This is a genomic window from Methanobrevibacter olleyae (assembly GCF_900114585.1).
Taxonomy (GTDB): domain Archaea; phylum Methanobacteriota; class Methanobacteria; order Methanobacteriales; family Methanobacteriaceae; genus Methanobrevibacter; species Methanobrevibacter olleyae.
In genome coordinates this window covers 1-26,866 of sequence record NZ_FOTL01000032.1, presented here as the reverse complement: position 1 = coordinate 26,866, position 26,866 = coordinate 1, and the positions used below count along the sequence as shown (strand labels likewise).

Annotated in this window: 23 protein-coding genes; all 23 read right to left on the bottom strand. The window is 25.9% G+C overall.

Features of this window, described 5'->3' with window-relative positions; translation table 11 throughout:
- Nucleotides 1–130 precede the first annotated feature (130 nt).
- The 23 genes from BM020_RS08115 to BM020_RS09475 all read right to left on the bottom strand — a co-directional run bounded on the left by BM020_RS08115 (nt 131) and on the right by BM020_RS09475 (nt 26,688).
- The gene (locus BM020_RS08115) at nt 131–946 is read right to left on the bottom strand and encodes a DUF4013 domain-containing protein (RefSeq protein ID WP_074798834.1); all 816 of its coding nucleotides are present in this window, start codon (nt 944–946) and stop codon (nt 131–133) included.
- Between the two features lie 299 nt (nt 947–1,245).
- Nucleotides 1,246–1,428 carry a transcription elongation factor subunit Spt4 gene (gene spt4 / locus BM020_RS08110; RefSeq protein ID WP_067146861.1) on the bottom strand — a complete coding sequence of 61 codons (183 nt, stop codon included), beginning with the start codon at nt 1,426–1,428 and terminating at the stop codon, nt 1,246–1,248.
- Nucleotides 1,428–2,003 carry a DNA-directed RNA polymerase gene (locus BM020_RS08105; RefSeq protein WP_200781260.1) on the bottom strand — a complete coding sequence of 192 codons (576 nt, stop codon included), beginning with the start codon at nt 2,001–2,003 and terminating at the stop codon, nt 1,428–1,430. The genes spt4 and BM020_RS08105 overlap by 1 nt, the downstream gene beginning before the upstream one ends.
- 150 nt (nt 2,004–2,153) lie before the next feature.
- Nucleotides 2,154–2,558 carry a type II toxin-antitoxin system VapC family toxin gene (locus BM020_RS08100; RefSeq protein ID WP_067146865.1) on the bottom strand — a complete coding sequence of 135 codons (405 nt, stop codon included), beginning with the start codon at nt 2,556–2,558 and terminating at the stop codon, nt 2,154–2,156.
- A gap of 218 nt (nt 2,559–2,776) precedes the next feature.
- Entirely contained in the window at nt 2,777–4,000 is a 1,224-nt protein-coding gene (locus BM020_RS08095) for a translation initiation factor IF-2 subunit gamma (protein ID WP_067146867.1), read from the bottom strand.
- Between the two features lie 274 nt (nt 4,001–4,274).
- A complete protein-coding gene (locus BM020_RS08090) occupies nt 4,275–4,661 on the bottom strand; it encodes a 30S ribosomal protein S6e (protein ID WP_067146869.1) in 387 nt (128 codons plus the stop codon).
- Between the two features lie 103 nt (nt 4,662–4,764).
- Nucleotides 4,765–6,552, bottom strand: a complete 1,788-nt coding sequence (gene infB / locus BM020_RS08085; RefSeq protein WP_074798832.1) for a translation initiation factor IF-2 — start codon at nt 6,550–6,552, stop codon at nt 4,765–4,767.
- Nucleotides 6,553–6,734: 182 nt separating this feature from the next.
- Entirely contained in the window at nt 6,735–7,187 is a 453-nt protein-coding gene (gene ndk, locus BM020_RS08080) for a nucleoside-diphosphate kinase (protein ID WP_067146873.1), read from the bottom strand.
- Nucleotides 7,184–7,345 (bottom strand): 50S ribosomal protein L24e, encoded by a 162-nt coding sequence (locus tag BM020_RS08075; protein ID WP_067146875.1) that lies wholly within the window; start codon nt 7,343–7,345, stop codon nt 7,184–7,186. The genes ndk and BM020_RS08075 overlap by 4 nt, the downstream gene beginning before the upstream one ends.
- Before the next feature lie 45 nt (nt 7,346–7,390).
- Nucleotides 7,391–7,597, bottom strand: a complete 207-nt coding sequence (locus BM020_RS08070; RefSeq protein WP_067146877.1) for a 30S ribosomal protein S28e — start codon at nt 7,595–7,597, stop codon at nt 7,391–7,393.
- 53 nt (nt 7,598–7,650) lie between these two features.
- A complete protein-coding gene (gene rpl7ae / locus BM020_RS08065; protein WP_074798830.1) occupies nt 7,651–8,019 on the bottom strand; it encodes a 50S ribosomal protein L7Ae in 369 nt (122 codons plus the stop codon).
- Between the two features lie 722 nt (nt 8,020–8,741).
- Nucleotides 8,742–8,939: a histone family protein gene (locus BM020_RS08060; protein ID WP_067146881.1), complete on the bottom strand. Its 198-nt coding sequence runs from the start codon at nt 8,937–8,939 to the stop codon at nt 8,742–8,744.
- 568 nt (nt 8,940–9,507) lie between these two features.
- Nucleotides 9,508–10,704, bottom strand: coding sequence for a threonine synthase (gene thrC / locus BM020_RS08050; RefSeq protein WP_074798828.1), 1,197 nt, complete (start codon nt 10,702–10,704; stop codon nt 9,508–9,510).
- A 331-nt stretch (nt 10,705–11,035) separates the two neighbouring features.
- Nucleotides 11,036–13,111, bottom strand: coding sequence for a right-handed parallel beta-helix repeat-containing protein (locus BM020_RS08045; RefSeq protein ID WP_074798826.1), 2,076 nt, complete (start codon nt 13,109–13,111; stop codon nt 11,036–11,038).
- An 863-nt stretch (nt 13,112–13,974) separates the two neighbouring features.
- Nucleotides 13,975–14,676 carry a stage II sporulation protein M gene (locus tag BM020_RS08040; protein ID WP_074798824.1) on the bottom strand — a complete coding sequence of 234 codons (702 nt, stop codon included), beginning with the start codon at nt 14,674–14,676 and terminating at the stop codon, nt 13,975–13,977.
- 87 nt (nt 14,677–14,763) lie between these two features.
- On the bottom strand, nt 14,764–15,855 hold the full coding sequence (locus tag BM020_RS08035; RefSeq protein ID WP_067146889.1) for a tryptophan--tRNA ligase: 1,092 nt from the start codon (nt 15,853–15,855) through the stop codon (nt 14,764–14,766).
- Nucleotides 15,856–16,249: 394 nt separating this feature from the next.
- Nucleotides 16,250–16,765, bottom strand: a complete 516-nt coding sequence (gene endA, locus BM020_RS08030; protein ID WP_074798821.1) for a tRNA-intron lyase — start codon at nt 16,763–16,765, stop codon at nt 16,250–16,252.
- Between the two features lie 268 nt (nt 16,766–17,033).
- Entirely contained in the window at nt 17,034–17,741 is a 708-nt protein-coding gene (locus BM020_RS08025) for a metal-dependent transcriptional regulator (RefSeq protein ID WP_067146893.1), read from the bottom strand.
- 426 nt (nt 17,742–18,167) lie between these two features.
- Nucleotides 18,168–19,907, bottom strand: coding sequence for a transglutaminase domain-containing protein (locus tag BM020_RS08020; protein WP_234970541.1), 1,740 nt, complete (start codon nt 19,905–19,907; stop codon nt 18,168–18,170).
- A 360-nt stretch (nt 19,908–20,267) separates the two neighbouring features.
- On the bottom strand, nt 20,268–23,471 hold the full coding sequence (locus BM020_RS08015) for a transglutaminase-like domain-containing protein (RefSeq protein WP_074798817.1): 3,204 nt from the start codon (nt 23,469–23,471) through the stop codon (nt 20,268–20,270).
- 824 nt (nt 23,472–24,295) lie between these two features.
- Entirely contained in the window at nt 24,296–25,954 is a 1,659-nt protein-coding gene (gene thsA / locus BM020_RS08010; RefSeq protein ID WP_067146896.1) for a thermosome subunit alpha, read from the bottom strand.
- A gap of 156 nt (nt 25,955–26,110) precedes the next feature.
- Nucleotides 26,111–26,233: a hypothetical protein gene (locus BM020_RS09920; RefSeq protein ID WP_256379532.1), complete on the bottom strand. Its 123-nt coding sequence runs from the start codon at nt 26,231–26,233 to the stop codon at nt 26,111–26,113.
- 272 nt (nt 26,234–26,505) lie between these two features.
- Entirely contained in the window at nt 26,506–26,688 is a 183-nt protein-coding gene (locus BM020_RS09475) for a hypothetical protein (RefSeq protein WP_143743981.1), read from the bottom strand.
- Nucleotides 26,689–26,866 lie beyond the last annotated feature (178 nt).

Here is a 26,866-nt window from a genome sequence, read left to right as displayed (position 1 = left end):
TAAAATCATTTAAAAAAAAAAAAAAGAAAAGAGAAATAAAAATATTCATCAAATAATTATTCAATATTTTATTATATTAAATTATATTAAATTATATTAATATTGAATTACCGTTTGATATTATAATTATTTATTCTACATCACTATAAAGTGCTCCTAAAGCTCTAGAACCAAATAAAGTTATAAATGGAGTACCAACTAAAAAGCCAATTAATACACCAATATATGGAATAGCATTAATAAATCCTAAAACAAAGCTTATAATCATAGTGATAACAAATAAAAGAATATACCATCCAATATATCTTCCAATACCAATTTTTTTAATATCTTCAATAACTTCCCTAATGTTTAAAGCTTCTCCAATACTGTCATATTTAGCTAATCTACATTCTGCAATTCCTAATAATAATCCAAAAATAATAAATAAGATCATTGCAAAAATTGCAGTAATGACAAGCCCTATAGCTAAAGCAGACCAATATTCTTGAGGAACTGCATTAAATGAAATAGTAGTGGTATTTAAACTTGTACTTGTAAAATCTTGACCTAGATATTCAACAATATTAAATAATGCATAGAAAGTTCCAGAAAGCCATCCGACAATTAAAACAAGGATTGTTGGAATAATATAATAAGCAATTTGTACAACAAATAACTTTAAACCATCAACGAAATTTGCAATAATATTAAAAGCTGGAATTTCATCAATAAGGTCTAATGATTCCCTTACAACACTTAAAGCATAACCTTCAGTAACAAAATAAAGAATAATTGAAATAATACTCAATAAACCTATTACTACACTATCAAGTTCAATACCCCAAGCAGTAAATACTGAATATAAGTTTGCAATAAGGAAAATTACTCCAAAAATGAGTAATGCTTTATAATCGTTAGTAGGATATTTTAAAGCTTCTTTAAATAAATCAAATAATTCAGTCATTTAAGACCTCCAAATATTATAAAAATATTTTAATTAAACTACATTAATATCACTAAACATTTATGTATTAATAAAATATTTAAATTACTATATTTAAAATATATTATTTATAGTTTTTGAAAAAACCTATATCTTTAGTTTAAAGCAAAGCCTAAAAAATAGGTATAATTTTAAAATGATTGAAGGTTAAAATTAAAAATAATTGTAAAAATAATAAAAAATAAGATTAATAAATAAAAAATAGCTAAAATAAAGAAATCAAGAAATTAAAAAAAGAAAATAAAAAAGTAATAAAAGAATTATCTTACCCTTAAAGCATATTCTCCAGGTTTATCAATACCTAACTCACGAGCAACATTAGAGTCTTTAGGATCAGTTACTATTAAAAGTCCACTCCAATTAGAAGAAGTAGGGTTTTTACATTCAGGGCATTGTTCTTTTTCAGATAATAAACTACAATGTGTACAAGCTTTTAATACCATTATTCTTCCACCTTAGCAATAAGCTTTTTTGATTGTGCTTTATTTTTTTCTGCTTGAATCCATTCAAATTTACCTAAGTTAGGTTGTCTCATTGTAAGACCAATTTTAGATTCATTAATAGTTTTACCTTTAAGACTTAAAGTAACAATTCTTGCTCTAATACTATCCCCTTCAGTTAAGATCTTTTTAGATTCATTACCTAAAAGAGATGCATTCCTTGAATCATAGTTAATATAATCATCAGTTACTTGAGATACATGTACGAGACCTTCCATTGGTCCAATTCTAACAAATGCACCAAATTCAGTAATATCAGTAACTTCACCTTCAACAATTTCTTGTTCTTCTGGTTTAAAGAAAATTGCATTAAATACAACATTATGGTAAGCAGCACCATCACCCATAATAAGTACTCCTTCACCAATTTCTTCAATACTAAAAGCACCAACCATTAAACCTAAATTTTTATCAAGCTTACCAATGTACTCTTCATTTAAAGTTTCAATAGCTACATCTTCAAGAGGTTCATCAAATTTGTAAGGTGGAATTCTTACAGTTCCCTCAATAGTTGTCATGTAATACAAAATAATCCCTCGTTTTAAGTGAAATTTAAATTTTTTTTAAAATAAATTTATGAATTAATTAAATATAATTATTAAATACTATTTAAAGTTAATTATAATATTAAATAAATAAATGTTTCATAAGCCATTATTAAATAATAGTTAAACTATATAACCTTCAACAGCTAGATATTTCTTTTGTCTTAAAATAACTAATGTAATTCCTTTTTTCTTAGCTTTTTTCCTTAAATTAGCATCATTTGTAGCTAATACTTTAGAAATTCTAATTAATGCATCATCAACAGATTCTTCATTATTTAAAGGAATATTCCTAATTTCAATCTCATCAGATTGTGCAATTTTTAAGCCTAAACTTGCAGCTAATCTAACTTTACCTTTATTGTTATTTTTTAAGCCTTTAAGTTCATTAATAACAAATTTTGTAGTGACTAAACTATAATTAGGTAAAACTCTTTTAAATTCTTCTAGAATATCTACATTAAATTGAAAAGGAATCATAAAAAAGTTAGTATCTATAAATACCTCTCTTTTATCTCTAGATTCCATCTTATCACAGTTAACTAAATATTTTTAAATAAATTAAATAATTTAAATAAATAATTTTTAATAATCTTTCTTTAATAATTATTCTTTGATAATTATTCTTTAATAGTATTTCTTTAATAATTATTCTTTGATAATTATTCTTTAATAGTATTTCTTTAATAATTATTTTTTAATAATCATTCTTTAAAAAACAATTTTTGAAATAAAATCCAATAAAATTATTGAATAATACCAAATCCAATCAATCTCCAACGAGCACCTACTCTACGGGATAGTGCAACTCTATCACCTTTATCTGCACAGATAGGTAATTTTAATGTAACACTAACATTTTTCTTAACTTTAGTAACTACACCAATAGTGGTAGTTGTACCACAGTTAATCATTAAAGGTTCTTTAATTTTAATTGGATTTACTTTTTTCTCTTCTTTAGTTCCTACAACACGTTCTAAAAGTTCAGTTTTCATATCAAAACTATGTAATACATCAGGTAATGTACCTTCAGCACCAGCAACAGACCCAGATAATGAATCAGCTTTAGTTAATGCAGGGTCTAATTTAGTAGCTACACCAATAAGGCCTCCAGGCCCTACTTCTTCAACAGATTCTCCACCAGCTTCTAAACCAATTATTTCAGAATGTAAACTAATCCATTTGTCCTGTTTACTTTCTTTAATATTAATTCCAGGTCTAAGTTCAATAATATCTCCTAATTTAAGAGTGCCTTGAACTAAACTTCCTCCGATTACTCCGCCTTTAATTTTATTAGGGTGAGAACCAGGTTTATTAATATCAAATGACCTAGCTACATGCATCCTAGCAGCTTTATCCAATTCTTTTTCTGGAGTGACAATATTATCATTAATAGCTTTAATAAGAATATCAATATTAGCTCCCTGTTGAGCAGATACTGGGATAATTGGTGCATCTTCTGCACAAGTACCTTTTACAAATTCTTTAATTTCATTGTAACTCTCAATAGCTCTTTCCCTAGGAACAATATCCACTTTATTTTGAACTACAACTACATCCTTAACACCAATAACATCAAGTGCCATTAAATGCTCTTTAGTTTGAGGTTGTGGACATTTTTCATTAGCTGCAATTACTAAAACAGCACCATCCATAATTGCTGCACCAGATAACATAGTAGCCATTAAAGTTTCATGTCCTGGAGCATCTACAAATGATACTTTTCTAATTACATCAGTTTCACTTCCACAATGTTCACAAACATCTTTAGTAGTGTAACATAAAGGTTCTTCACATTTAGGGCATTTTCTAAATTCAATATCCGCATATCCTAAACGAATAGAAATACCTCTTTTTGTTTCTTCACTGTGAGTATCTGTCCATACACCAGATAATGCTTTAGTAAGTGTTGTTTTTCCGTGATCGACATGGCCCACAAGTCCTATGTTAACATCAGATTGTACTTTCACAGATTACACCTTTAATTTTTTTAAATAAAATAATTTTAATTAATTAATAAATATTAATTAAATAAGTTTATAATTAATATTGAATCATACTTATGAATTATGATTATTTTTAAATTAAAATCATATTTATAATTCAATATTAATATAAACATGATTTAAACTTTTAAATTTGAAAATAATAAAATATAATATAAATTTAAATATCTAATGAAAAATAAAAATAATAATGAAAATAAATTCCATTATAAATTTCATTAATCACTTGAATATCTGATTATTCTTCTGCTTCCTCTTCATTAGGATTAAAGATATCAGATAAAGATTTGTTACCTGCTTTGGTAACAACAGTGTTAATTTGAACAATGTCATCAGATATAGTATTTCCTCTGACAGTTTTTCTTCTTTTAACACCATCAGCTTTAGGTTTGTAGCCTACTCCACCAGTTAAAAGACTTTTAATTCTTCTAGGACCATCAACGTCTCTTTTCATAGCGAAACCGTTTTTGTCACTGCCTCCAGTGATTTTTAAAGTGTAGCCATCTAAACCAACGATTTGACCATCGAATTCTTCACCAATAGTTAAGCTGTTTAATTGTTTTGCATCATCAATTTCTAATTGATAACTTAATTCTTTTTCAGATACAACAATTTTAAATACCAATAAAATTCCTCCTTTTATTTTTAGGAATTTAATCTTCCTTAATCTCTAGTATTTATTATATAATCTTAAATATATGAAATTTACTACCAAAATATATTGTTAATTATTCAAAAAGACCGAATTTACCCCAATCTTTATCTTTTATACGTTTAATCTCTAAGATTTCATCAAGAGCAGTAAATTCATCTTCATTTAATTTATCTTTAAATTCTCTTTCTAAAATTTTATAGTGCTTTTCAGGAATATCTACAAATAAACTATCTCCTTCTTCAAAGTCTTTACCAGCTATAGCATCATTAATAGCCATAGCAACTCTTTGACCTCTTGAAATAGCAGTTAATGTTTCACCTTTATCTTCCATACTGGCAATAGTACCTACATAATCACCATTTGCATTCATTAAAGAGTAACCTTGTTTTACGGTTCCTGCTTCAACTTCAATACCACAAATAGCTGGTTTACTTTGCCTAAATATTAATTTTGGAAGAATCATAAGCTTAGCTGGCTTAATAATAGATTCAAGCCATTGCTTTTTCTGTGCTTCTTTTCTCTCTTGAACCCAAGCTTCATAATCTTCGGTTATTTGATAGATTACATCACCAGCAAATAGTTTAACACCAGAATTACTTAAATCATTTTCAGCTTTAGGATGTACTTTTACATTAAATGCAATGATTACACCATGCTCTATATTTTCATCCTTAGCAATAGATGCATCTATTACATCCCTTTTACTTACATCCCCAATTTCTGCAGATCTTATTGGAATATCCATTTCTTTAAGTAAATGAACAACAGCTTCAAGTGAACCTAAAGTATCTGCTTTAACAAATAAACCTTCATCATCTGTATCAACAGTAATATCTTCCAATTCTTTCAATAATTCTGCTTCTGCATCTTCTTCATCACTTAATACTCTAAGTGGAGAGCCAGAAACAACATCATCAAGATTTGGAGCAGTTATTTTAATACCTGCTGCTGCAACAACTTCATCAACCTTTTTAAATTTCTTTTTAGAATCTCTCATCTCTTCAAGAGGTAGAGGCCTTAAAATAGATCTGATTTTAGTTTTTACAAGATTGTTTGTATCCATTAAAGCTATTTCATCACCATCGCTAATGACACCATCATAGATAATACTATCAACAGTTACACCAAGACCAGTTTCTTCTTTAACTTCTAAGACAGTCCCCTTTGCAGGAGCATCTTCATGGATTTCTAATTGTTCTGTTAAATATTCTTGAGCTAAACCAAGTAACATAGCAATTAACTCAACAATACCTTCACCAGATTTTGCACAAATTGGAATAATTGAAATTTGGCTTGAAAAATCATTTACCCTATCAAATCTTTCAGATTGGAATCCTTCTTCATGTAATTTTCCAACAAGGTCATAAACTTTTAAATCTAATTCAGTTTGTACAACTGGAGCTTGTTGTTTAAAACTTTCCATAAAGGAAGCACCTTCATGAACCTCCCATCCAAATATTCTATCAATTTTATTAGCTACAACGATAAATGGAGTTTTATACATTTTTAAAATATTAATTGCTTCATAAGTCTGAGGTTTAAAACCTTCATTAATATCAACAATTAAAATAGCTAAATCAGCTAAAGCTCCACCACGTTTACGAAGTGAGGTAAATGCTGCATGCCCTGGAGTATCTATAAAAAATAAACCTGGAATTGTATCTTTAATTGATAATCTAGCTATAAAATTACCGCAAATTTTATTTATTGTATCTATTGGTATTTCAGTAGCACCAATATGTTGGGTAATACCACCAGCTTCTCTATCAGCTACAGTACTTCCCCTAACATAATCTAATAATGTAGTTTTACCGTGATCTACATGACCTAAAACAGATACAATTGGGGATCTAATCTTCATATTTACTCCACCCACAATTAAATAATTCAATAAATTTAAACAATATATTATTTTGATTTTAAATATAATAAAACTAAATAGCTCATTAAGTATTCAAATATAATAAAACTAAATAGCTCATTAAGTATTCAAATATAATAAAACTAAATATAGTTAATGATTATAAACAACGAATATTAAATCTATTCGTAAATCCAAGCGTTATCAGACATAGAATAATCACAAATTTCTTCTTTATCAAAGAAAAGAGCAATTTCTCTTTTAGCAGATTCAGGTGCATCAGATGCATGGATAATGTTTCTTCCAGTATCCATACCGAAATCTCCTCTAATAGTTCCCATATCTGCTTCTTTAGGATTAGTTGCCCCTACCATTTTTCTAATTACAGAAATTGCATCATCTCCTTCAATAACCATAGTTAAAGATGGAGCAGAAGTGATATATTCAACTAAACCATTGAAGAATGGTTTTTCAGAGTGTTCTCCGTAATGTTCTTTTGCTAAATCTTCGTCAATTTGTCTTAATTTCATAGCTACAATTTTGAGACCTTTATCTTCAAAACGACTTAAAACTTGACCCATTAAACGTCTAGATACCGCATCAGGCTTCATCATAACAAAGCTTCTTTCAATCATTGTTTAACCCATTTAACTTTCCTTGGTACTCTACCAAGTTTTATCATATTTTTTTCACATTTACTACTACAGAAGAAATAGATAGAACCATCCTTTTTTACATACATTTTTCCAGTACCTTCTTCTATTTCTTTACCACAGAATGAACAAGTTCTCATGTTAAAACACCTTCTTTTAATAGATAAGCTTTAATAACTAGGTTATTAAGGAGTTCTAATCTCCTTAGCTTCTCTGATTGTGTCAAGTAACATTAAAATATCACCTTCACGTACAGGACCCATGATATTTCTTGTTAAGATTCTTCCTTTATCTCTTCCATCGAGAATTCTGCATTTTACTTGCATAATTTCTCCAGTCATACCAGTTCTGTGAAGAACTTCAATAACTTCAGCTGGACTTCCTTCTTCCATACTATCACCTGTTAATTATATTGAAGATAGATATCTTCTAAACAGCGCAATACTTATTCTTTAAGTTCTGCAACTTTTTCAACAACTTCTGCTACTAATTCGGTAGCATCTCCAGTATCTACAATACAAGCGGAAGCAGTTCCAACACTTAAACCAGCAGCTGCACCAACTTTATCTTTGGTAGCTAAGTATACGTAAGGAATTTCTTTTTCTTCAGCAAGAACAGGAATATGAGCAACGATTTCAGCAGGATCGACATCTTCTGCAATAACGACTAAAGCCGCGTTTCCTCTTTCGATAAATTTAGTTACTTCATTAGTTCCTTTTGCTACTTTACCAGTATTTTGTGCTACTTCTAAAGCTTCTTCTGCTTTATTAGCGATTTCTTCAGGTGTATCAAATTTTACATAAATGTTTGCCATATAATTTACCTCCTTTTTCATCTGGCTTTTGCCATCCATCGGCAAATATTATAACTGTAAATCTATAATTTTTTAAATTTTACAATTATAATAATTAAAACAGTAAAAACTGCCTAATTGAGACAATAATTACTATAAAAAAATCAGCAAAATAATTAAATACAAAATATAATTAAAATAATTAAATCAATTTAATAATTAAATAATTAATTATTTATTAATTATAGATAAAACTTATTAAAAATAAAATATTTTATAAAAAGTTTGCTTAAATAAGCTAGAATATTCAATTATAATTACAGATTTAAAGTTTTAATCTATAACTCTAAATATTATATCCACATCACTAAATAATAAAGCCTAAAATAAATTTTAAAAAGATTATTTATTTCAGTTTAATATTTTCAATGAATATTATTAGTTTAAGTAAAATTAGCTAATAATATAAAATTTCTCAATTTAGTATTAATGAAATAAATTCTAGAGAACTAGACATTAATAAAATATGTTAATTATAGTATATAAATGTTGTTAGAAAAATAGCTCAAAAATAAGAAATCAATGATTGATTAAATTAAATAAAAAAGAAAAACAATTAAAAAAATAACTAGAAAACAATTGAAAAATAAAAAAATAATGTATCTAAAAGTTTATTAAGAAAAAGATAAAAGTAAAAAATTACTTAAATCTAAATCTCAACAAGAAAAAATTAAACAGCAATCTTATTTAATTGCTAATTTAATGTCTTCAGCTTTTACAGTTTTCCTACCAGCGTGGCGTGCAAAGTTAACTGCTTTTTGAGCAATATCGTTTCCGTATTCTTCAATTGCTTCAGCTAATTCTTCTTTAGCTGCATCAGCTACTCTTTCAGCACCAGCATTTTTTAATATTCTTCCGATAGGAGCGATTGGTAATTCCATATTTAACACCTCAAATTTTTATAATAATAATTGTATATTTCTTAATATATAAATATATCTATTAAAATGCTTAAAATTTAATATTATTTACACTATACTAATAATAATTTATAAAAAATATAAATAATTTTTCAAATCAAATCTTAACAAAAAATATAAAAAAAATCTAAATTCCATATAAAAATCTTATAGCAAATTGAGAAATAATAAAAAAACTTAATAAAAATTAAAAAATAAAAGAAAAATTTAAAAAGAATTAGAAAAATAAGAAATATAAAAAATTTAAAGAGATTAAAAAAAAAATTAAAAAATAGAAAAATAAGAAATATAAAAAGATTAAAAAAATAGAAAAATAAGAAATATAAAAAAATTAAAAAATAGAAAAATAAGAAATATAAAAAAATTAAAAAAATAGAAAAATAAGAAATATAAAAAGATTAAAAAAATAGAAAAATAAGAAATATAAAAAGATTAAAAAAATAGAAAAATAAGAAATATAAAAAGATTAAAAAATAGAAAAATAAGAAATATAAAAAGATTAAAAAAATAAATAATAATGAAAAATTACCTATTTATTAAGTAAAATCTCCTTAATTTTATCTATATCGGCATCTACTTGGACAGGATCAACACATGCATCAATTGCAGTATTGGGATCTTTAAGTAAGTGTCCAGTTACAACACAAACAACTCTTTCTCCTTTATCAATATCTCCTTGTTCTACTAATTTTTTAAGTCCTGCAATAGAAGCTGCAGATGCTGGTTCAACACCAATACCTTCAGTTCTTGCAAGTAATTTTTGAGCATCGAGAATTTCTTCATCACTAACAGTTTCAGCTAAACCATTAGAATCATAAATAGCTCTTAATGCTTTAATATAACTTACAGGAGCACCAATACGGATTGCAGTAGCAATAGTTTCTGGATTTTCTACAGGAGTCATATCCATAGTTTTATCTCTAAATGCATTTGCAATAGGACAAGCTCCTTCAGCTTGAATACCAGTCATCATTGGTAAATCATCAATAAATCCAGCACGATGAAATTCACTTACACCTTTCCAAATAGCTGAAATATTTCCTGCATTACCTACAGGTAAGATAATTCTATCTGGAGCTTCCCATCCTAAATCATGAACAATTTCATAACCAATAGTTTTTTGTCCTTCTAATCTAAATGGGTTAATTGAATTTAATAAATATAAGTGTTTTTCACGAGCAAGTTGAGTCATAGCTTCTAAAGCTTCATCAAAATTACCATTAATAGAGAATACTTCTGCACCATGGAACATAGCTTGTGCTAATTTACCAAGAGCTACTTTACCTGCTGGTAAAAATACTGCACATCTTAATCCTGCTCTTGCAGCATATGCAGCAAGGGAAGCAGAGGTATTTCCAGTAGAGGCACAACCTACAGTATCCACCCCAAGCATCATAGCCTTAGTCATACCAATAGTCATTCCCCTATCTTTAAAGCTACCAGTAGGATTAGATCCTTCTACCTTAACATAAAGATCAATTCCAAGTTCTTTAGCTAGTTTATCACATTTACAAAAGGGAGTTCCACCTTCATCTAATGAAACCCTTTTACTTGCATCAACAGGTAAACATTCTTTATATTTCCATAAGTTATCCCTTCTGCCATCAAAAGTAGTTTTAGGAACATCAACTTCCACTTCCACTTCTAAGACAGACCCACATTTTTTACAATTGTAGATAACTTCTTCATCTTCGTATTCTTCTCCACAAGACACACATCTAATCATTTTATCACATTAAAAAAATTTTGATGAAATAATAATTTTAAATAGTTTAAAATACTTTTAAGAAATTTTTTAATTTAAAAAACATTAAGTATAGTTTCTAAATTAATTATAAAATTAATAAAAATTAGATTATAATTAATATACATCATATAATTATAATCATTATAGTATAAAAACTTATATTTAAAAATTAGAACTAAAATATTAAAAATTATTATTAAAAAAAATTAAAAAATGGTCTAGATTATTATTAAGCTTTAGATTTTGTTTAATTTTAAAGCTGTTTTTTAAAAAAATAAGAAAAAAGATGAGGGTTTCCCCTTTATCTTTTTTATTTAATTCTTATTGTATTTTTTATTTTTGATACACCATATCGAGTGTAAATATTGTATTTGCCTTTTTTTAGATTTTTGATTTTTAGTGTTGCGATTCCATTTTTATTGGTTTTGATTTTATAGATTTTTCCTTTGATTTTAACTCTTATTCTCATTTTAGCTTGTGGTTTTCCTTTTGAGTTTACAAGTTTTACTTTAAATTTAATTATGCCTGCTTTTTTCTTAACAATATTATTTGCAATTAATAGTGGTTTGACAACTATTTCGTTTTTTGCTTTAAATTTGCCATATTGGGTGGTTATAGTGTATTTTTTTGGTTTTAGTTTGATTTTAAGATAAACCCATCCATTTTTATTTGTCTTTTTAGTGTATGTTTTTCCAGCTATTGTGAATTTAACTACTTTTCCAGCACCAACCGGTTTTCCATCAAGTTTTATTATTTTTACTTTAAAAGTTCCTCCTAAGTAAAATATTTTTAAGTCTTTATTTTGAGTTATTGGAGATTTTAAAATTTTTAAAGTGGTTTTAATGGATATCGGTATATTAACTCCTTCCCATGAAGATCCTTCCATACAACTAGCAAAAATATTATAATTACCTGCTTTTTTCTTAATAGGTAATTTAATATAACCCTTTGCATCAGTGGTTTTATAATAATAGCCACTAAATTCACCATTCCTAAAAATAGATATTGCAACACGCTTATTAGCTAATGGAACACCATTATAGTTTGTTACTCTTAAAATATACTGAGTTCCATCATTTTTAAACATTACAATATTATTTGCATTTAAATATGTTCCTTTAGTATATATCTGTAAATAATGAGTTATAACTTTACCTTTGCTATTGGTATATTTCATTGTAATCAAATGAGAATTAATATTTAAATTTTTAAATACTATACCATCATGTAATTTACCACTAGCAATTTTCTTACCATTTTCATAGTAATCAACAGCATAATTTTTATCACGATTATAAAATAAATTAGGTACTTTAACATCAGGATTATTTATATCACGATATATGTAAAATGTAGATTCATTTATATCATCATCATCGTCAATCATAAAAAAACCATATTCTAAATTAGCAATACTATTATCAATAAAAAGACAATTATTTATTGTTATTTTTGGATCACCACCGTCAGATGCAATCATTTCACTGCCAATATTATTATTGATAAATGTATTAAACTTTAATGTATTATAAAATATGTCGTAATTATTACCATCAATGGAGATAAGATGATATTTATTATAATTATTTTGAAAAGTATTTTCCAATAATTTACCGTTATTACCAGACCAACGAATAGCTTCACTATCAAAATTTCGCTCGAATAAACTATTATATAATATACCATTGTTACCTTGCCAAGAAATAGCACTACCATAAACAGCACGATTATTAATGAATTTGCAACTGTCTACATATCCATTATGGCCTATCCATAAAATAGCCCCTCCAAAAGAATCATCAGCTTCCCAACCATCACCATAAACAGGTTCATATGGATTTGCATTAATGAATTTTATTCCTTTTAATTTAACATTTGATCCAGTAATATTGAATATTCCAGTTGATGATTTTCCGTCGATTTTATGATTTTTCCCATTTATAGTTAATGCTTTATTAATTAGTATTCTAGAATCACCTTTTTTGTAAACATAGTCCTTATTCAAGGTTATTGTATCACCAGGCTTTGCATTGTTAATTAATTTTTGCAAATCCTTGAATGATCCAGGATTACCATTTCCTAAAATTTCTTCATTAGAATCAACACCAATAGTATCCTCTTTTTCTTCAACTTCTAAAATTGCCCTATTATCCTCACTAATTCCAACATTGCCTTTATTATCTTTTTCTTCAACTTCTAAAATTGCAGCATTATCCTCACTAATTCCAACATTGCCTTTATTATCTTTTTCTTCAACTTCTAAAATTGCAGCATTATCATTTAAACCTACTTCAGAGTTTGTATTCTCTTGTGCTGAGACAGCAGAAATAGATAAAAATATTAAAAATAGAAACACTATTGCAACTTTACTTAAATCCTTAGTCATTTTATTCCCTCCGATTTATCAATTTATTTAATTAAATGAAATTAAATCCATAAATATGTATAGGTAATTAATAATAATTCTATACAACAATCTATAAATAATTAACGACCTCGAATAATAGAAAAAAATATAAATAATATTAAACTAAAATATAGTTATGTTTAACGATTGAATTAAATATTGATATAATATATGAATCATTTATAATAAAAATCATAATATTATTTATAAAAACTTTTTTTAAATCCTTTAAAGATATTTACTAAAATGTGATTCTTTTTTTAATGAGTTAATCTAATAAATTTTGTTTAAAAAATATTAATCTAATAAATTTTGTTTTTGCTGAATCCACTTTTAGAGTATTTGATTATTATTTCAATAGATTAATCCAAGAATAGTTCCAATGAAAAAATCCAAAAAAATCTAATTCCAATAAATGACCCAAAAAATAAGATTTGAAAATAGATATTTTTTTAATAGAAATAGATATTTTTTAATAGAAATAGATATTTTTTTAATAGAAATAGATATTTTTTTAATAGAAATAGATATTTTTTTAATAGAAATAGATATTTTTTTAATAGATTAACAAATATCTATCCTCATTTTTTAGTAAAATATCGCTTAAAATTTCATATTTTTAAACATTTAAGTTATATTTCAAGATAAAAGTAAATTTAAAGAATTTAAATCCTTTAAATTTAATATAAATTAATTTAAAAATTTTAAAAGCTAAATACAATATAAAGTGAAAAGGAATTCAAGAAAAATAAAAAATAAAAAAAGAGAATATGTTTTTTATGAAAAAGTTTAAACAAACTTTTATCACAAATCTTTGGATTAAGCTTTTTTTAAAGTTTGAATTATACTAAACTTAAACCAAAAATTGAAAATAACCAACTTGCAAGAGGTAAAGTTATATTAGCCTCAATAAATGCAGCAATAATCAAAAAAATAACAGATAAACAAAAAAAAATAAAAGATTCCTTTAATTTACTCTGATTCTTTTTAAATGATTGTAAAAATCTTTCTTTGATTGTTATCTCAACATTAGAAAAATGTGGATCAAAAACATCTAAATAAGAATAATCAGGAGATATTAGATTCCATATAAAATGAAGTAAAAATGAAAGTAAAACAAAACCTCCAGTTGTAGCAATTATAATAGCTGGAATTTCAAAAATACCATGAGGTAAAGTTAAAGCTAAATATACATATATATTAAAATCTGCACCATAATAACCTATAAATAAACCATTATTTGCTAAAATAATTGCACCTAAGACTCCTCCAAGAGCTGCAAGAGCATATAAAATAATAGCTACAGTTACATTATTAACAAATAAAGAATGAGTAGTTAAAGTCACTGTACCATCATTTACTTGTTGTTCAAATGCATCTACAATAGGTTTAATATAGGAACTAATTGTATCTGAATAAAAATATCCTATAAGAAGAGGAATTACAAATAATAAAATTGAAATAAATAAAAGAGTTTTATTATTTGAAAATGCCAATTTAGTTTCATCTTTAACTATCTCTAAACAATATTTAATATTTACCATAAAATCATCCATATATATATAGTATATCCATAAATAATCAATCAATTGAATATAAAAAAATTAAGCACTAAAAATCTAATAATTAAATTAATCAAGCAAAGATTCTGCAATCTCTAAAGATTCTTCTTGTTTTACTTTTAAATCTTCAAAGAAATCCTTCATTAATTCTGCTGTATGAACTTTACAATGTCCACACATTAAAGTTCCATCCATACATTCTTCACGAATCTTTTCAATTTCACTATCATCATCTACTAAATGATAAACAAGCATTTCATAAATAACACATTTATCAGGACATCCTCCTAACTCTTTTTGTTCATCAAGAGTTTCTCTTCCTCCTGTTTTAGAAGATTTAACTTTTTTCTCCGCTTGTTTAGGAGTTTCATTTAAGTAAATAGCTGTATTAGGTTTACTACTAGACATTTTATCTCCAGTAAGCCCAGTTAAAAATCTATGATAAGTAGATGCAGGAGCTAAAAATCCATACTCCTCATTCATTTTAGTTGCAATATCTCTAGTTAATCTAAGGTGAGGATCTTGGTCTACACCTACAGGAACAACTACTTGTTTTAATCCACCATATTCTTCAGTTTGTGGGAGTAAAATATCAGCTACTTGTACTAAAGGAACATATAAATGTGCAATATTAGTACTTTCATTAAAACCATAAATAGCATGCATATTATTAAAATTAACTCTTTTTGATAATTTAAATGTTAAATCATTTAATGTTTTATTTTGAGACTGAAGATAAACATTTACTTTATCATCAGTTAAGTCAAGTCCTAAAGCTATATAATTAACTAAATATTCTTTGATTGCAATTTCTTTTGCCTTTTCAAAGCTAATTCCTCTTGCAGCATATGATTCCATATCTGCAATTGATAAAGATAAAGAAGCTCCTTTTTTAAAATACCATTTAAGTTGATCGATAACCATTTTATGCCCGATATGCATCTGACCACTTGGCATCATACCAGTCATAACCGTAAAGTCTTTTTTGCCATTGATTAAAGGTACTATTTTATCAAAATCTCTATGTCCAAAAATTACCCCTCTTCTCATCAATCTTGCAGGGTCTTCAATTTGCCCCACTAATTCTGAAAAGTCTTTTATGCCGAATTGATTAACTAATTTATCATAATCTACTGAAGATGATGCCCATGGATTAATCAAAAAATCACCTTGAATATAATATCTTTGTTTGAATTAAATAATTGAATAATAATTAATATGATTTAAATGCTAACTATCGAAATAATCATATATATTTTGAATTAAAATTATTTTAATTTTTAATCAAAAAAGCTAAATAAATATTTTAATAATGTTATTAATTAAATATGATTTACAAGTTTATAAAAATAACTAAAAAAATCATAAAAACAATACAAAATTTAAAAACCTAAAAATTTATAAAAATAACTAAAAAAATCATAAAAACAATGAAAAATTTAAAAACCTAAAAATTTATAAAAATAACTAAAAAAATCATAAAAACTATAAAAAAGATAGTTTAAGATTAATTAAGTTTTGATTCTAGGAAGAACTAAAAAGCTTGAAAGCTTGGTTATGGACGTGTCCATTCTATATTATAATAGGTGACATCTAAATCATCATCTACTACTGCAAGTAATAATCTCTTATTTACACCATGAGATACCCTTACATAACTTGCAAAGTCTAAAACATTTACTTCACTTGTTTCATATAATACTTTTACCAAAAAGTCAGAATGTGCATGGCCAGAACCTGTACCTCTTTCATAAAGCCTAAATTCAGAACCGTATTTAAAACCAGTTTTTATAATATATCCTCTATTTTTTAAATCTTTATAAACTAAATATTTTCCATAAATATCTTGGTCTTTAATTAAATTAATAATATAAGATATTTCACATTTCTCATTATTTTCATAAATATCTAAACGTCCACTTTCCATTAAATAACAAGCTTCAATTATAGAAAGTTCTAAAGAGTCTTGGGATAATTTACCAAATTGACTTTTCTGATTAAGAGAAACCGCTCTTTGACTGCCTTTCTCAATATTAATAGTTACAATACCTTCACATAAATCTCCACGCATTAAAACACCTAAATAAAAATCTGTAAATAATAAAATTAAAGTTAAAATTAAAAAATAAAAAAATAGTTCCATAAAGGAATTAATTTTAATATTAAGTTTTAAAATGAATATAATAAAAAAAAATAGTTCCATAAAGGAATTAATTTTAATATTAAGTTTTAAAATGAATATAATAAAAAAAATAGTTCCATAAACGGAATTAGTTTTAATATTAAGTTTTAAAATGAATATAATAAAATTTAAAAATAAAAAACAATTAATCTAATGATTAATATGTTTTAATAAAAATATTATTTGCTAAATCTCTTGAAATTTCAATTAAGGAACCTTCTATGTAAATCTTATAATTAGAACTTTCAGAATTAGATACTCTAATTTTAGATCCTATACTTATTCCAATACTCATAGCATCAGATAAAGATGCATCACCGCCACGTATGAATAAAACTTCACCTTCGTCGTTAGGTGAAAGTTGGGAAATAGATAATAAATTAAAATCTCTAACAGCAATATCTTCAATGTCACTATGATCATTTATACAATCATCACAATTTGCAAAATCAAAGTCACATGCAGGAATTAAATGGTCATCAGGACAAGTATCTGGATGTTCTAACATGTGACAAATAGCTCTTTCTGCCTCATCAGATAAGGAATGCTCCATTTCACAAGCTTGAACATGAAGATTTTCATCCTTAATTTTCAAAACATCTTTTAAGAACCTTTCAAGAATTCTATGTTTACGCGTAATTTTTTGAGCTATTTTACTACCTTTTTCAGTTAAAGAAGCTCCTTTATATGGAATATAATCAATATAACCAATATCTTCAAGTTTTTTAAGCATTTGAGTTACACTACCTGGCGCAATACCTAACTCTTTAGACAAAGTTGTAGTAGACAGATATGAATCTTTAGTTCCAAACTTATAAAGAGTTTCTAAATACTCTTCAATATTCTCACTTATTTCCTTAGCCATGTAGAACCTCCAAATTATTTAAAATTTATTCATAGATTTAATTTTAATAAATTAAATCCTAATTTTTTTAATATAATTAATTTAAAGAAAATTTTCTTTATTATATAATTTTACAATACTTATTAATCCATTTTAAAGATTAAAAATTATTTAATTATATTATAAAACAGCAATATATTATATAATTCTATATAGTAATATTTTAAAAAGAAAGTATATAAAGTTTTGGATAACCTAAAATTTTAAAAAGTATAAAAAATTAATAAAAAATAAATTAAAAAAATAAAAAAAATAAGAAAAATAAAAGTTCAAATGGGTAAATAAAAGAAAAATAAATTAAAAAAAATAGTTAGAACTATTTTTTATCAAACTTTTACCACAAAAGCCTGGAAAAAATTTTAATCAAACTTTTTAAAACTTTGGTTGTTAGAAAGGAATTTTTCTATATGAGTGGTAACTATGATAAGACTTTGTATTCCAATTTTTAATATGTCCTAAGCTATTTCTATAACTTGTTGCATCAGCAGAATACCATCTTCCACCAACATATATTTGAGCCCATACATGTCCAGTAACAATTCCAGATTTAAATTTACAACCTCTTGCATGAGAGTATCTAGCTGGAATATTAGATGCTCTACAAAGTGCTACAATTAAATTAGAATGATCACAACAATTACCTTTTTTAGTCTTAAGTGTTTTAGCAGCTCCTTTTCTAGAATTTGCATAATAACTATATCCTAAATTATCTCTAACATAATTAAAAATAGCTGTTGCCTTTTCTAATTTAGTAGAATATTTACTTGTAATTTTTTTAGATAACTTTCTAATAGATTTTGTTATGGTAGCACGTCCTCCACCAGATAAATATTTGCCAACTGAAAATTTAGTGTTTCGATTTAAACCTTTTTTAAATTGACCTGAAGGATCAATAATCTCTAAATTTGAAGAATTAGTTGATGGGCCATAGATACCATTGTTATCATAAGAAAAATATACCTTGTATACACTTCTATTTAAACTAACTTTCAAATAAGCTATTCCTTTATCATTAGTTGTTTTTGTATATGTTTTTCCATTAATAGTAAATTTGACTTTTTCCTTCTTTAGAATTTTACCATCACTACCATTTAATAAAATCTTAAAGTATTTTCCTTTAAGAATAGTGTAAACAAGAGCCTTTGTATAAGTTTTCTTATAAACAGGTAAAACCATATATAATGTAGAACTTTCATAATAATCTGAAGAGCTGAAAGTACAATTTAATTTAATTGATTTCTTATAAGAAGGCATTTCAATATAAACTTGACCTTTTGAATCGGTAGTTCTTGTATACTTAACACCATCTACATATATCACTACTTTTTTATTTGATAAAAGAACCCCTTTAGAAGAAACAAGTTTAATTATAAAATTACAAGACCTATAAGCATATTTTACAGGAGTTTTTATACTAGTTTTTTCATAAAAAAGCACATTAGAATCAACAGATTCTGCAGGATTATAATCTGAATCTCCATCATAAGATACTTGAATATTATGAATACCTCTTAAATTCAAATTCAAAGTTAAAATAGCTATACCTTCTTCATTAGTTAAGCCATAATTATCTATATAAGTCCCTTTAGGAGTTTTTATTTTAAATTTAATAAATGCATTAACAACAGGATTATTTTCTTCATCTAATAATTTAACAATGTAATCCTTTTCACCATATATTTTCCAGTTATCTTGAGAAATGATTGTTAAAGTAGTATTTTTTAAAGTAGTGTTTTCTGTCTCATTAGTATCATTGTTAATATCATCAGTTCCATCACTACCATCATCAATACCATCATTACTAATATTATTGTTACCCTCATAAACAATATTTTCATTAAAACTATTATCTTCATTAGTATTTCCAATTAATTCATTAGAATTACCCTTATCATTAGTATTTCCAATTAGTTCACCAGAACCACTCATTAAATAATCAGATTCAACAGCCCCCATATTATCTAAATTATTTATATTATCACTTAAATCAGAAAATTCATCATTATCCTGAAGATTAGATGAATTATCATTATCTATAAATTCTGCTGAAACTGCAGAAACAGATAATATAAATATTAGCAATAATAATGAAAAGATAAATTTATACTTAATTTTTACACCAACCAAAAAATATAATTAAAAATATATTATAAAAAATAATTTTAATATTATTTTAAAAAATGTAAATTAATATCGTTCATATATATTTTAATATTTTATAATATAAAAGATTAATGTAAGTTAATTCATGAAAAATAAATAAAAAAATCTTAATAACATAATAAAGTCATAAAAGAAATTAAAATAAAAGTTGAAAAAATAGAAGAAAACAGAAAAAATAGAAAAAAATAGAAAAAATAGAAAAAATAGATAAAAAAATTATAATAAAAATAAAAAATAAAGATTGAATAAGAGGAAAACCTCTTATTATCCATTTTAAATACTTTAATAGGTTAATAATTTATACCCAATATTTGAAATATAAATCTAAAATGGTACAGCAGCATATTTATTCAGATTACTATAAGATCTAGTATTCCAATTTACAATATTACCTAAACCATTTCTCACACTTGTTGCATCAGCAGAATACCAAACACCATTTACAAGAACCTGAGCCCATACATGTCCAGTAACTAAACCACTTGAAAATGTACAACCCTTTGCATGAGCATACCTTGCATGAATACCAGATGCCCTACATAATGCTACAACTAAGCTTGCTTGATCTACACAGTTACCACTGCCTTTACTTAAGGTACCGGAAGCACCATATTTAGAGTTAGCATAATAACTGTAATCGATCTCATCTCTAACATAATTATAGATAGCCTGAGCCTTTGCATCAGTACTTGTTAAACCTTTAGTTAATTTAGTTGCTAAATCCTTAATAGAACTTGTGATAGCTGATTGGCCAGTTCCAACTAAATATTTACTAAGGTCTGATTCTGTATTTTTCTCATTTAAACCATTTTTAAATTGACTAGAGTTATAGTTGATTTTATTTGAGAGATTTCCTATAGGAGCTGCAGAATCTTTAAATACAGAACTTTCAAAGGTACAATATTTAGGCAAATACTTTTTAGTCTTATGGAAATCTAAAACTTTTGAAAAAGCATAAGTGTATAAATTAAATCCTACATTACCTATTGATGAACCGGAACTACTATAAACCTTAGCGTAAACAGGTGGAGCCTTATTAGATTCCTCAAATGATACCACTCTTTTTGTCAAATCAATATATTGAGCTTTATAAACTGTAGTGTCTATATTATCCCCTAAAGAATTACAATTAGACATACTAGTTGGAAGAGTAATATAATTTGCGTTACCAGCATTAATATTATAGACAGCTTTAGCCATTAGATAAGAGAATTGTGAAATGCTTAATTTTTTATTTGCTACTGTAACAGTACTAGGTAATACCTTATTAGAGTTTACATAAGTTTTTACACTAGTAGCTGCTGATTCAATTTCACTTATTGAAAATCTATTATTGCTTTTAATAGTTATAGTATTAGAGAATTTTGATGCTTTATAAGTTGATGAACCACCAAATGAAGAAACTACAGAATATTTACCTTCATTTAAATTAATATTTATAGAAGCAACTCCATTAGAGTTAGTAGTTTTTCCATAAGATTTGCCAGATATTGTAAAAGTTATTTTTTGATTAGCTAAACCTTTACCCTTATTATCAACTAATGTTACTGAATAAGCATCTCCTTTATTAATACTGTTTGAGCTAGTTTTAATAGATGTAGCTTTTTTTGTACCAACACCAAATACAGAACTTTCAAAAGTACAAGATTTAGGTAAATAATTTTTAGATTTATGGAAATCTAAAACTTTTGAAAAAGCAAATGTGTATAAATTAAAATTCACATTAGCTACTTTATTTGAACTATATTTTATAGAGATATAAGATGAAGGTACCTTTTTAGATTCAATATTAGAATATGATCTTTTTGCTAAATCTACATATTGAGCTTTATAAATATTAGATTTCAATGAAGCAGAAGAAGATTTACCATTAGAAATACCACTTAAAAGAACAATATCTTTTTTATTATTAGAATTGAGATTAACTATTGCTTTTGATGAAAGATAAGAAAACTCAGATATTTTAAGAGTTTTAGAACCTACTTTCACAGTATTAGGTAATCTTTTATTCTTTAAAACATATTTTTTAACATTTCCAGCAGCAGTTTCAATTTCTTTAACAGTGAAAGCATTAGGGTTTTTCAAAACAGTTAAAGTTACAGAATTTTTAGAAGGTTTATAAACTTTAGATCCTGCATAAGAGCAAAGCATAGCGTATTTACCTTCTTTTAAATTAATTTGAAGATAAGAAGAACCCTTAGAATCTGTAGTTAAACTATAAGTTTTACCACCAATATTGAAACTAACCTTTTTACCAGATAAAACTTTGCCACTGCTATCACTTAATGTAATTTTATAATAACTACCTTTTGTAAGAGTATTAGAACTTCCTTTGATAGTTGTGGATTTTAAACTAGCTGACTGTTTAAATACAGAGCTTTCAAAAGTACAATACTTAGGTAAGTAATTTTTAGATTTATGGAAATCTAAAATTCTTGCAAAGGCAAATGTGTATAAATTAAAGTTTGCTTTACCTACTGATTTTTTTGATGCATCTTTAACTACACTTTCACTAGGAGCTACTTTTTTAGAGCTAATATAAGAAACTACATTATTTGCCAAATCGAGATATTGAGCTTTATAAACAGTGGTTTTCAATGAAGTAGAAGGAGATTTACCATTAGAAATACCGGATAAAAGAATAATATCTTTTTTATTGTTTGAATTGAGATTAGCTATTGCTTTTGATGAAAGATAAGAAAACTCAGATATTTTAAGAGTTTTAGAACCTACTTTCACAGTATTAGGTAATCTTTTATTCTTTAAAACATATTTTTTAACATTTCCAGCAGCAGTTTCAATTTCTTTAACAGTAAATGCATTAGGGTTTTTCAAAACTGATAAAGTTAGGGATAAACTTGAAGAACTATAAAGATCAGATCCTGCATAAGAGCAAAGCATAGAGTATTTACCTTCCTTTAAATTAATTTGAAGATAAGAAGAACCCTTAGAGTCTGTTGTTAAAGTATAAGTTTTACCACCAATATTGAAACTAAGCTTTTGACCACTTAAAGCTTTACCATTGCTATCTTTTAATGAAATTGTATAATAATTACCTTTATAAAGAGAATTTGAACTTCCTTTAAGAGTAGTTTTTGTTTTAGCTTTAGCTTGTAAAGGAGAATTACTTGAATCTGATGATGAAGATAAGATATTTTTAGAATTCTTATTGTTTAAACTATCTTCCAAATCAGAACCTGAATTCTTGTTATTTAAATCATGCTTCAAATTAGAATCTTCTGCCGTATTATCAGTACTTAAAACTTCATTTTCCGAATTTACATTACTTGAACTAATATCATTAGATTCTAAATTATTTAAATTAGAATCACTAGCAAGACCATTATTAGAACTGCTAGAAACACTAGCAACACCACCATTAGAACTGCTAGAAACACTAGAGCCGGATAAATCATTTGAACCAGTTAAAGAACTTGAATCATTATCCATAGCAGAAACTGAAGAGATTAAACAAAATCCCATAAATAGAACTGCTAAAAGTAATGTGAGATTCTTAATTGTAATCATTTCACCTCACACTTTAGAATAATCCTAAAATTATATTTTTAAAAGTATAATTTTCACATTAATTTTTAATAACTATGAAAACAATCTATTTTTCCATTGATTAATGTTTATTATTTAACTTTCACAAGTAAAGAATAAAGATTATTCTAAACTTTTCTTAACTTGAAAATTTTGCTTTAAAAACAAAAAATCCAAATTAGAATAATATTTTATTTCAACTTTCAATTATATAAATCTTACTGAAAAAAATCAATTAAAAATAGCACTTTTTTAGGATTTATACCATAAACTAAAAACTTATTATAGTTTATTTCATGAACAAGATATGATTTATTATATATTATTGCTATAAAGAAAAATAAATTATTAAAAAGATAAAATAAAGAAGTATATTTAAAAAAATTAAAAAATACTGATAAAGTCTTTAAATAATGAAATAATAGTTAAAAATAGTTATTTTAATAAAATTCTACATATTTTAACTTAAATATATTGAAAATAAAATAATTAGCTTTATTTAACTTAAAAAAGAATTACAAACTATTAAACATATCTGATATAAAAGAGAGTTATCATATTATTTTTAAAATAATTTTAGATAATCCATTAATTTAAAAAAATAATCATTTAAAAACCAATAAAAGAAAAATAAGAACTTTAAATTAATTAATTTCTAAAAAACAAGTATTTAAAGCAAAAAGAGAAAAATAAAGAAAAATAATAAATAAAAGACTAAAAAAATAAAAGTAATTAAGACTAATTAGTCCCAACCATTGATAAAAGTTTTAATCAAGGTTTTTGAGGCGACGCCTCAAAAAGCTTGGCTACATCATAGGAGGCATTCCACCCATAGCTCCCATTCCACCCATACCAGGTGCTGGAGGCATTCCACTATGATCTAGGTTTTCATCTTCATCTACTTTTTGAAGTGCACCAGCTGCTGCAACTAAATCATCGATACGTAAAATCATTTCACAAGCTTCTTGAGCTGCTTGAATAGCTTGTTTTTTAACTCTTTGAGGCTCAATAACACCAAATTCCTTCATATCAACTATTTTACCTTCAAAAACATCTAATCCCATGTTAATATTATCTTCATGAGAAGCTCTAAGTTCTACAAGTAAATCAATAGTGTTTAAACCTGCATTTTCAGATAAGGTTCTTGGTACAATCTCTAAGCTTTCAGCAAAGGCAATAACTGCTAATTGTTCTCTTCCACTAATTGAATTAGCATAAGCTCTTAATTGTCTTGCAATTTCAATTTCAGGAGCTCCTCCTCCGAATACAACTTTTCCATCTTCAACAGTAGCTGCCACTACACCTAATGCATCTTCCATAGCTCTTTCAATCTCAGAGGAAATATGTCTTGTACTTCCACGGATTAAAATAGAACTTGCTTTAGGATCTTCACATTCTTCAATAAAGGTTAAAATTTGGTCAAATACTTTTTCTTCATGTATGTAACCTGCTTTACCTAAAACTTCAGCTGTTAAATCTTCAATATTAGTAATTAATTCAGCACCAGTTGCTTTCATGATTCTTTTTACATCAGTGTTTTTAACTCTTTTAAAAGCCATAATACCTGCTTTAGATAAATGATGCTGTACAACATCATCAATACCTTTTTGACAGAACAGTACATTACAACCAGAATCAATAATTTTATCTGCAATATCTTTAAGAGTTTCTTGTTCACTATCTAAGAAAGCTTGCATTTGTAGAGAATCTGTTAAATCCACTTTAGCATTATCCAAATCTTTTAATTCTAATGGATATTTCATTAAAGCTATTTTTGCATCATGTATTTCTTTAGGCATTGAATCTCTTGCCCTACCTTGGTCAATAAATATACCATCAACAATTTCAGAGTCTTCTACACTACCACCATTAATTCTGTGGATTTTAATAAGTTTTTTATCCACTTCTTCACCTGCTTCAACTTTCATTACAGCTTGAACAAGTAATTCTGCTAATTCATCTTTAGCATAATCTGAACCTTTACCAGTCATTGCAGTTTTTGCAATTCCAAATAAAGTATCTTTATCTCTTGCATCAGTAGAAATATTGAATAGAATGTCTAAAGCTTTAGCAACTGCTAATCTATAACCCATAAGAATAGTAGGTATTGCAGTTCCATCTTCATATAATTCTTGAGCCTTTTTAAGTAATTCACCAGCAATAATCACTACAGTTGTAGTTCCATCTCCAACAACATGTTCCTGTTTTCTTGCAATTTCTACAAGCATTTTAGCAGCAGGGTGGGTTATATCCATCTCTTGTAAAATAGTTGCACCATCATTAGTTACAACCACATCACCCATTTTGTCTACTAACATCTTATCCATTCCTTTTGGACCAAGAGTAGTTCTTACAATACTTGCTAATATTTGACTTGCGAGAATATTCATTCTTAAAGCTTGATTACCTTGAAATCTTTCAGTATCATCACGTAATATATACATAGGTTGATTAATTTCTGCCATAACAATCTCCTTGATTTTATAATTAATTAAATAGTTTAATATAATCTTAGATAATTTTAAAATAACATAATTAATTTTTATATTAAATTATCCATATAAATATAGATAGGTTTGACTTAGTATAAAAAGTTTTGTTTATTATAACTATAGGCTCTTTCAAAAACTTTGTTGATGAACTTGATTAAGTTTTCGATTTTCATTCCAAATCAAATCTCTGGGATAAATTCTCTTTAAAACACCATGAATAGTCTTAAAAGTTCTTTTTCTTGATTTAGGCATAGTTTCTTAAAAAGCATATTTCAATTTTATTAGTTGTTCTTTCAAATTTCTATCTTTTAAATGATAAATAAAGCTTTTATACATTTTCCATTGTGTCCCACTCCACATACAAATATATAATAAAGCCAAGCAATAACCTAAATCAAACTCTAAGATGTTTTCATCAACAAATAATCAATTTTCAATCGTTTAAATGAGAAAATACTAATCCTAAAGAACTTTTTAAAAGATTTTACAAAGATCATTCCAAACTTCCAAAATATAGTCAGAAATTAAACATGCCAAGTACCATAAAAAAGGACATATGACATAATCATCCTAAAATAAGAAATATCCTTTTTAAAAATTAAATCAAATGATTTAAAAACTTCACAAGAAGAATTAAATAATCTTACAAAATGAGAATCTGAAAGAACAAAATCATCATAAAAATCGCAAAATATATTGTTCAACATCTAAAATACTATTTGAAGCAATTGTTTTTTGTTTTATCATTATAAAAACTTTGCTCCAACCCTTTATTAAATTTCACTATTTTTAAATAAAAATCAAAGAATTTTTAAGAAAAAACTCTAAAAACTACTAATCTTTATTAAAAAAATTTTTAAATCAACAAAGTTTTTAAAATAGTCA

What these genes read in the sequence shown, in the direction of transcription:
- BM020_RS08115 (WP_074798834.1), bottom strand. Translation starts at nt 946, where the DNA reads ATGACTGAATTATTTGATTTATTTAAAGAAGCTTTAAAATATCCTACT.
- spt4 (WP_067146861.1), bottom strand. Translation starts at nt 1,428, where the DNA reads ATGGTATTAAAAGCTTGTACACATTGTAGTTTATTATCTGAAAAAGAA.
- BM020_RS08105 (WP_200781260.1), bottom strand. Translation starts at nt 2,003, where the DNA reads ATGACAACTATTGAGGGAACTGTAAGAATTCCACCTTACAAATTTGAT.
- BM020_RS08100 (WP_067146865.1), bottom strand. Translation starts at nt 2,558, where the DNA reads ATGGAATCTAGAGATAAAAGAGAGGTATTTATAGATACTAACTTTTTT.
- infB (WP_074798832.1), bottom strand. Translation starts at nt 6,552, where the DNA reads ATGAAGATTAGATCCCCAATTGTATCTGTTTTAGGTCATGTAGATCAC.
- ndk (WP_067146873.1), bottom strand. Translation starts at nt 7,187, where the DNA reads ATGATTGAAAGAAGCTTTGTTATGATGAAGCCTGATGCGGTATCTAGA.
- BM020_RS08075 (WP_067146875.1), bottom strand. Translation starts at nt 7,345, where the DNA reads ATGAGAACTTGTTCATTCTGTGGTAAAGAAATAGAAGAAGGTACTGGA.
- BM020_RS08070 (WP_067146877.1), bottom strand. Translation starts at nt 7,597, where the DNA reads ATGGAAGAAGGAAGTCCAGCTGAAGTTATTGAAGTTCTTCACAGAACT.
- rpl7ae (WP_074798830.1), bottom strand. Translation starts at nt 8,019, where the DNA reads ATGGCAAACATTTATGTAAAATTTGATACACCTGAAGAAATCGCTAAT.
- BM020_RS08060 (WP_067146881.1), bottom strand. Translation starts at nt 8,939, where the DNA reads ATGGAATTACCAATCGCTCCTATCGGAAGAATATTAAAAAATGCTGGT.
- thrC (WP_074798828.1), bottom strand. Translation starts at nt 10,704, where the DNA reads ATGATTAGATGTGTGTCTTGTGGAGAAGAATACGAAGATGAAGAAGTT.
- BM020_RS08045 (WP_074798826.1), bottom strand. Translation starts at nt 13,111, where the DNA reads ATGACTAAGGATTTAAGTAAAGTTGCAATAGTGTTTCTATTTTTAATA.
- BM020_RS08040 (WP_074798824.1), bottom strand. Translation starts at nt 14,676, where the DNA reads ATGGTAAATATTAAATATTGTTTAGAGATAGTTAAAGATGAAACTAAA.
- endA (WP_074798821.1), bottom strand. Translation starts at nt 16,765, where the DNA reads ATGCGTGGAGATTTATGTGAAGGTATTGTAACTATTAATATTGAGAAA.
- BM020_RS08025 (WP_067146893.1), bottom strand. Translation starts at nt 17,741, where the DNA reads ATGGCTAAGGAAATAAGTGAGAATATTGAAGAGTATTTAGAAACTCTT.
- BM020_RS08015 (WP_074798817.1), bottom strand. Translation starts at nt 23,471, where the DNA reads ATGATTACAATTAAGAATCTCACATTACTTTTAGCAGTTCTATTTATG.
- thsA (WP_067146896.1), bottom strand. Translation starts at nt 25,954, where the DNA reads ATGGCAGAAATTAATCAACCTATGTATATATTACGTGATGATACTGAA.
- BM020_RS09920 (WP_256379532.1), bottom strand. Translation starts at nt 26,233, where the DNA reads ATGCCTAAATCAAGAAAAAGAACTTTTAAGACTATTCATGGTGTTTTA.
- BM020_RS09475 (WP_143743981.1), bottom strand. Translation starts at nt 26,688, where the DNA reads ATGTTGAACAATATATTTTGCGATTTTTATGATGATTTTGTTCTTTCA.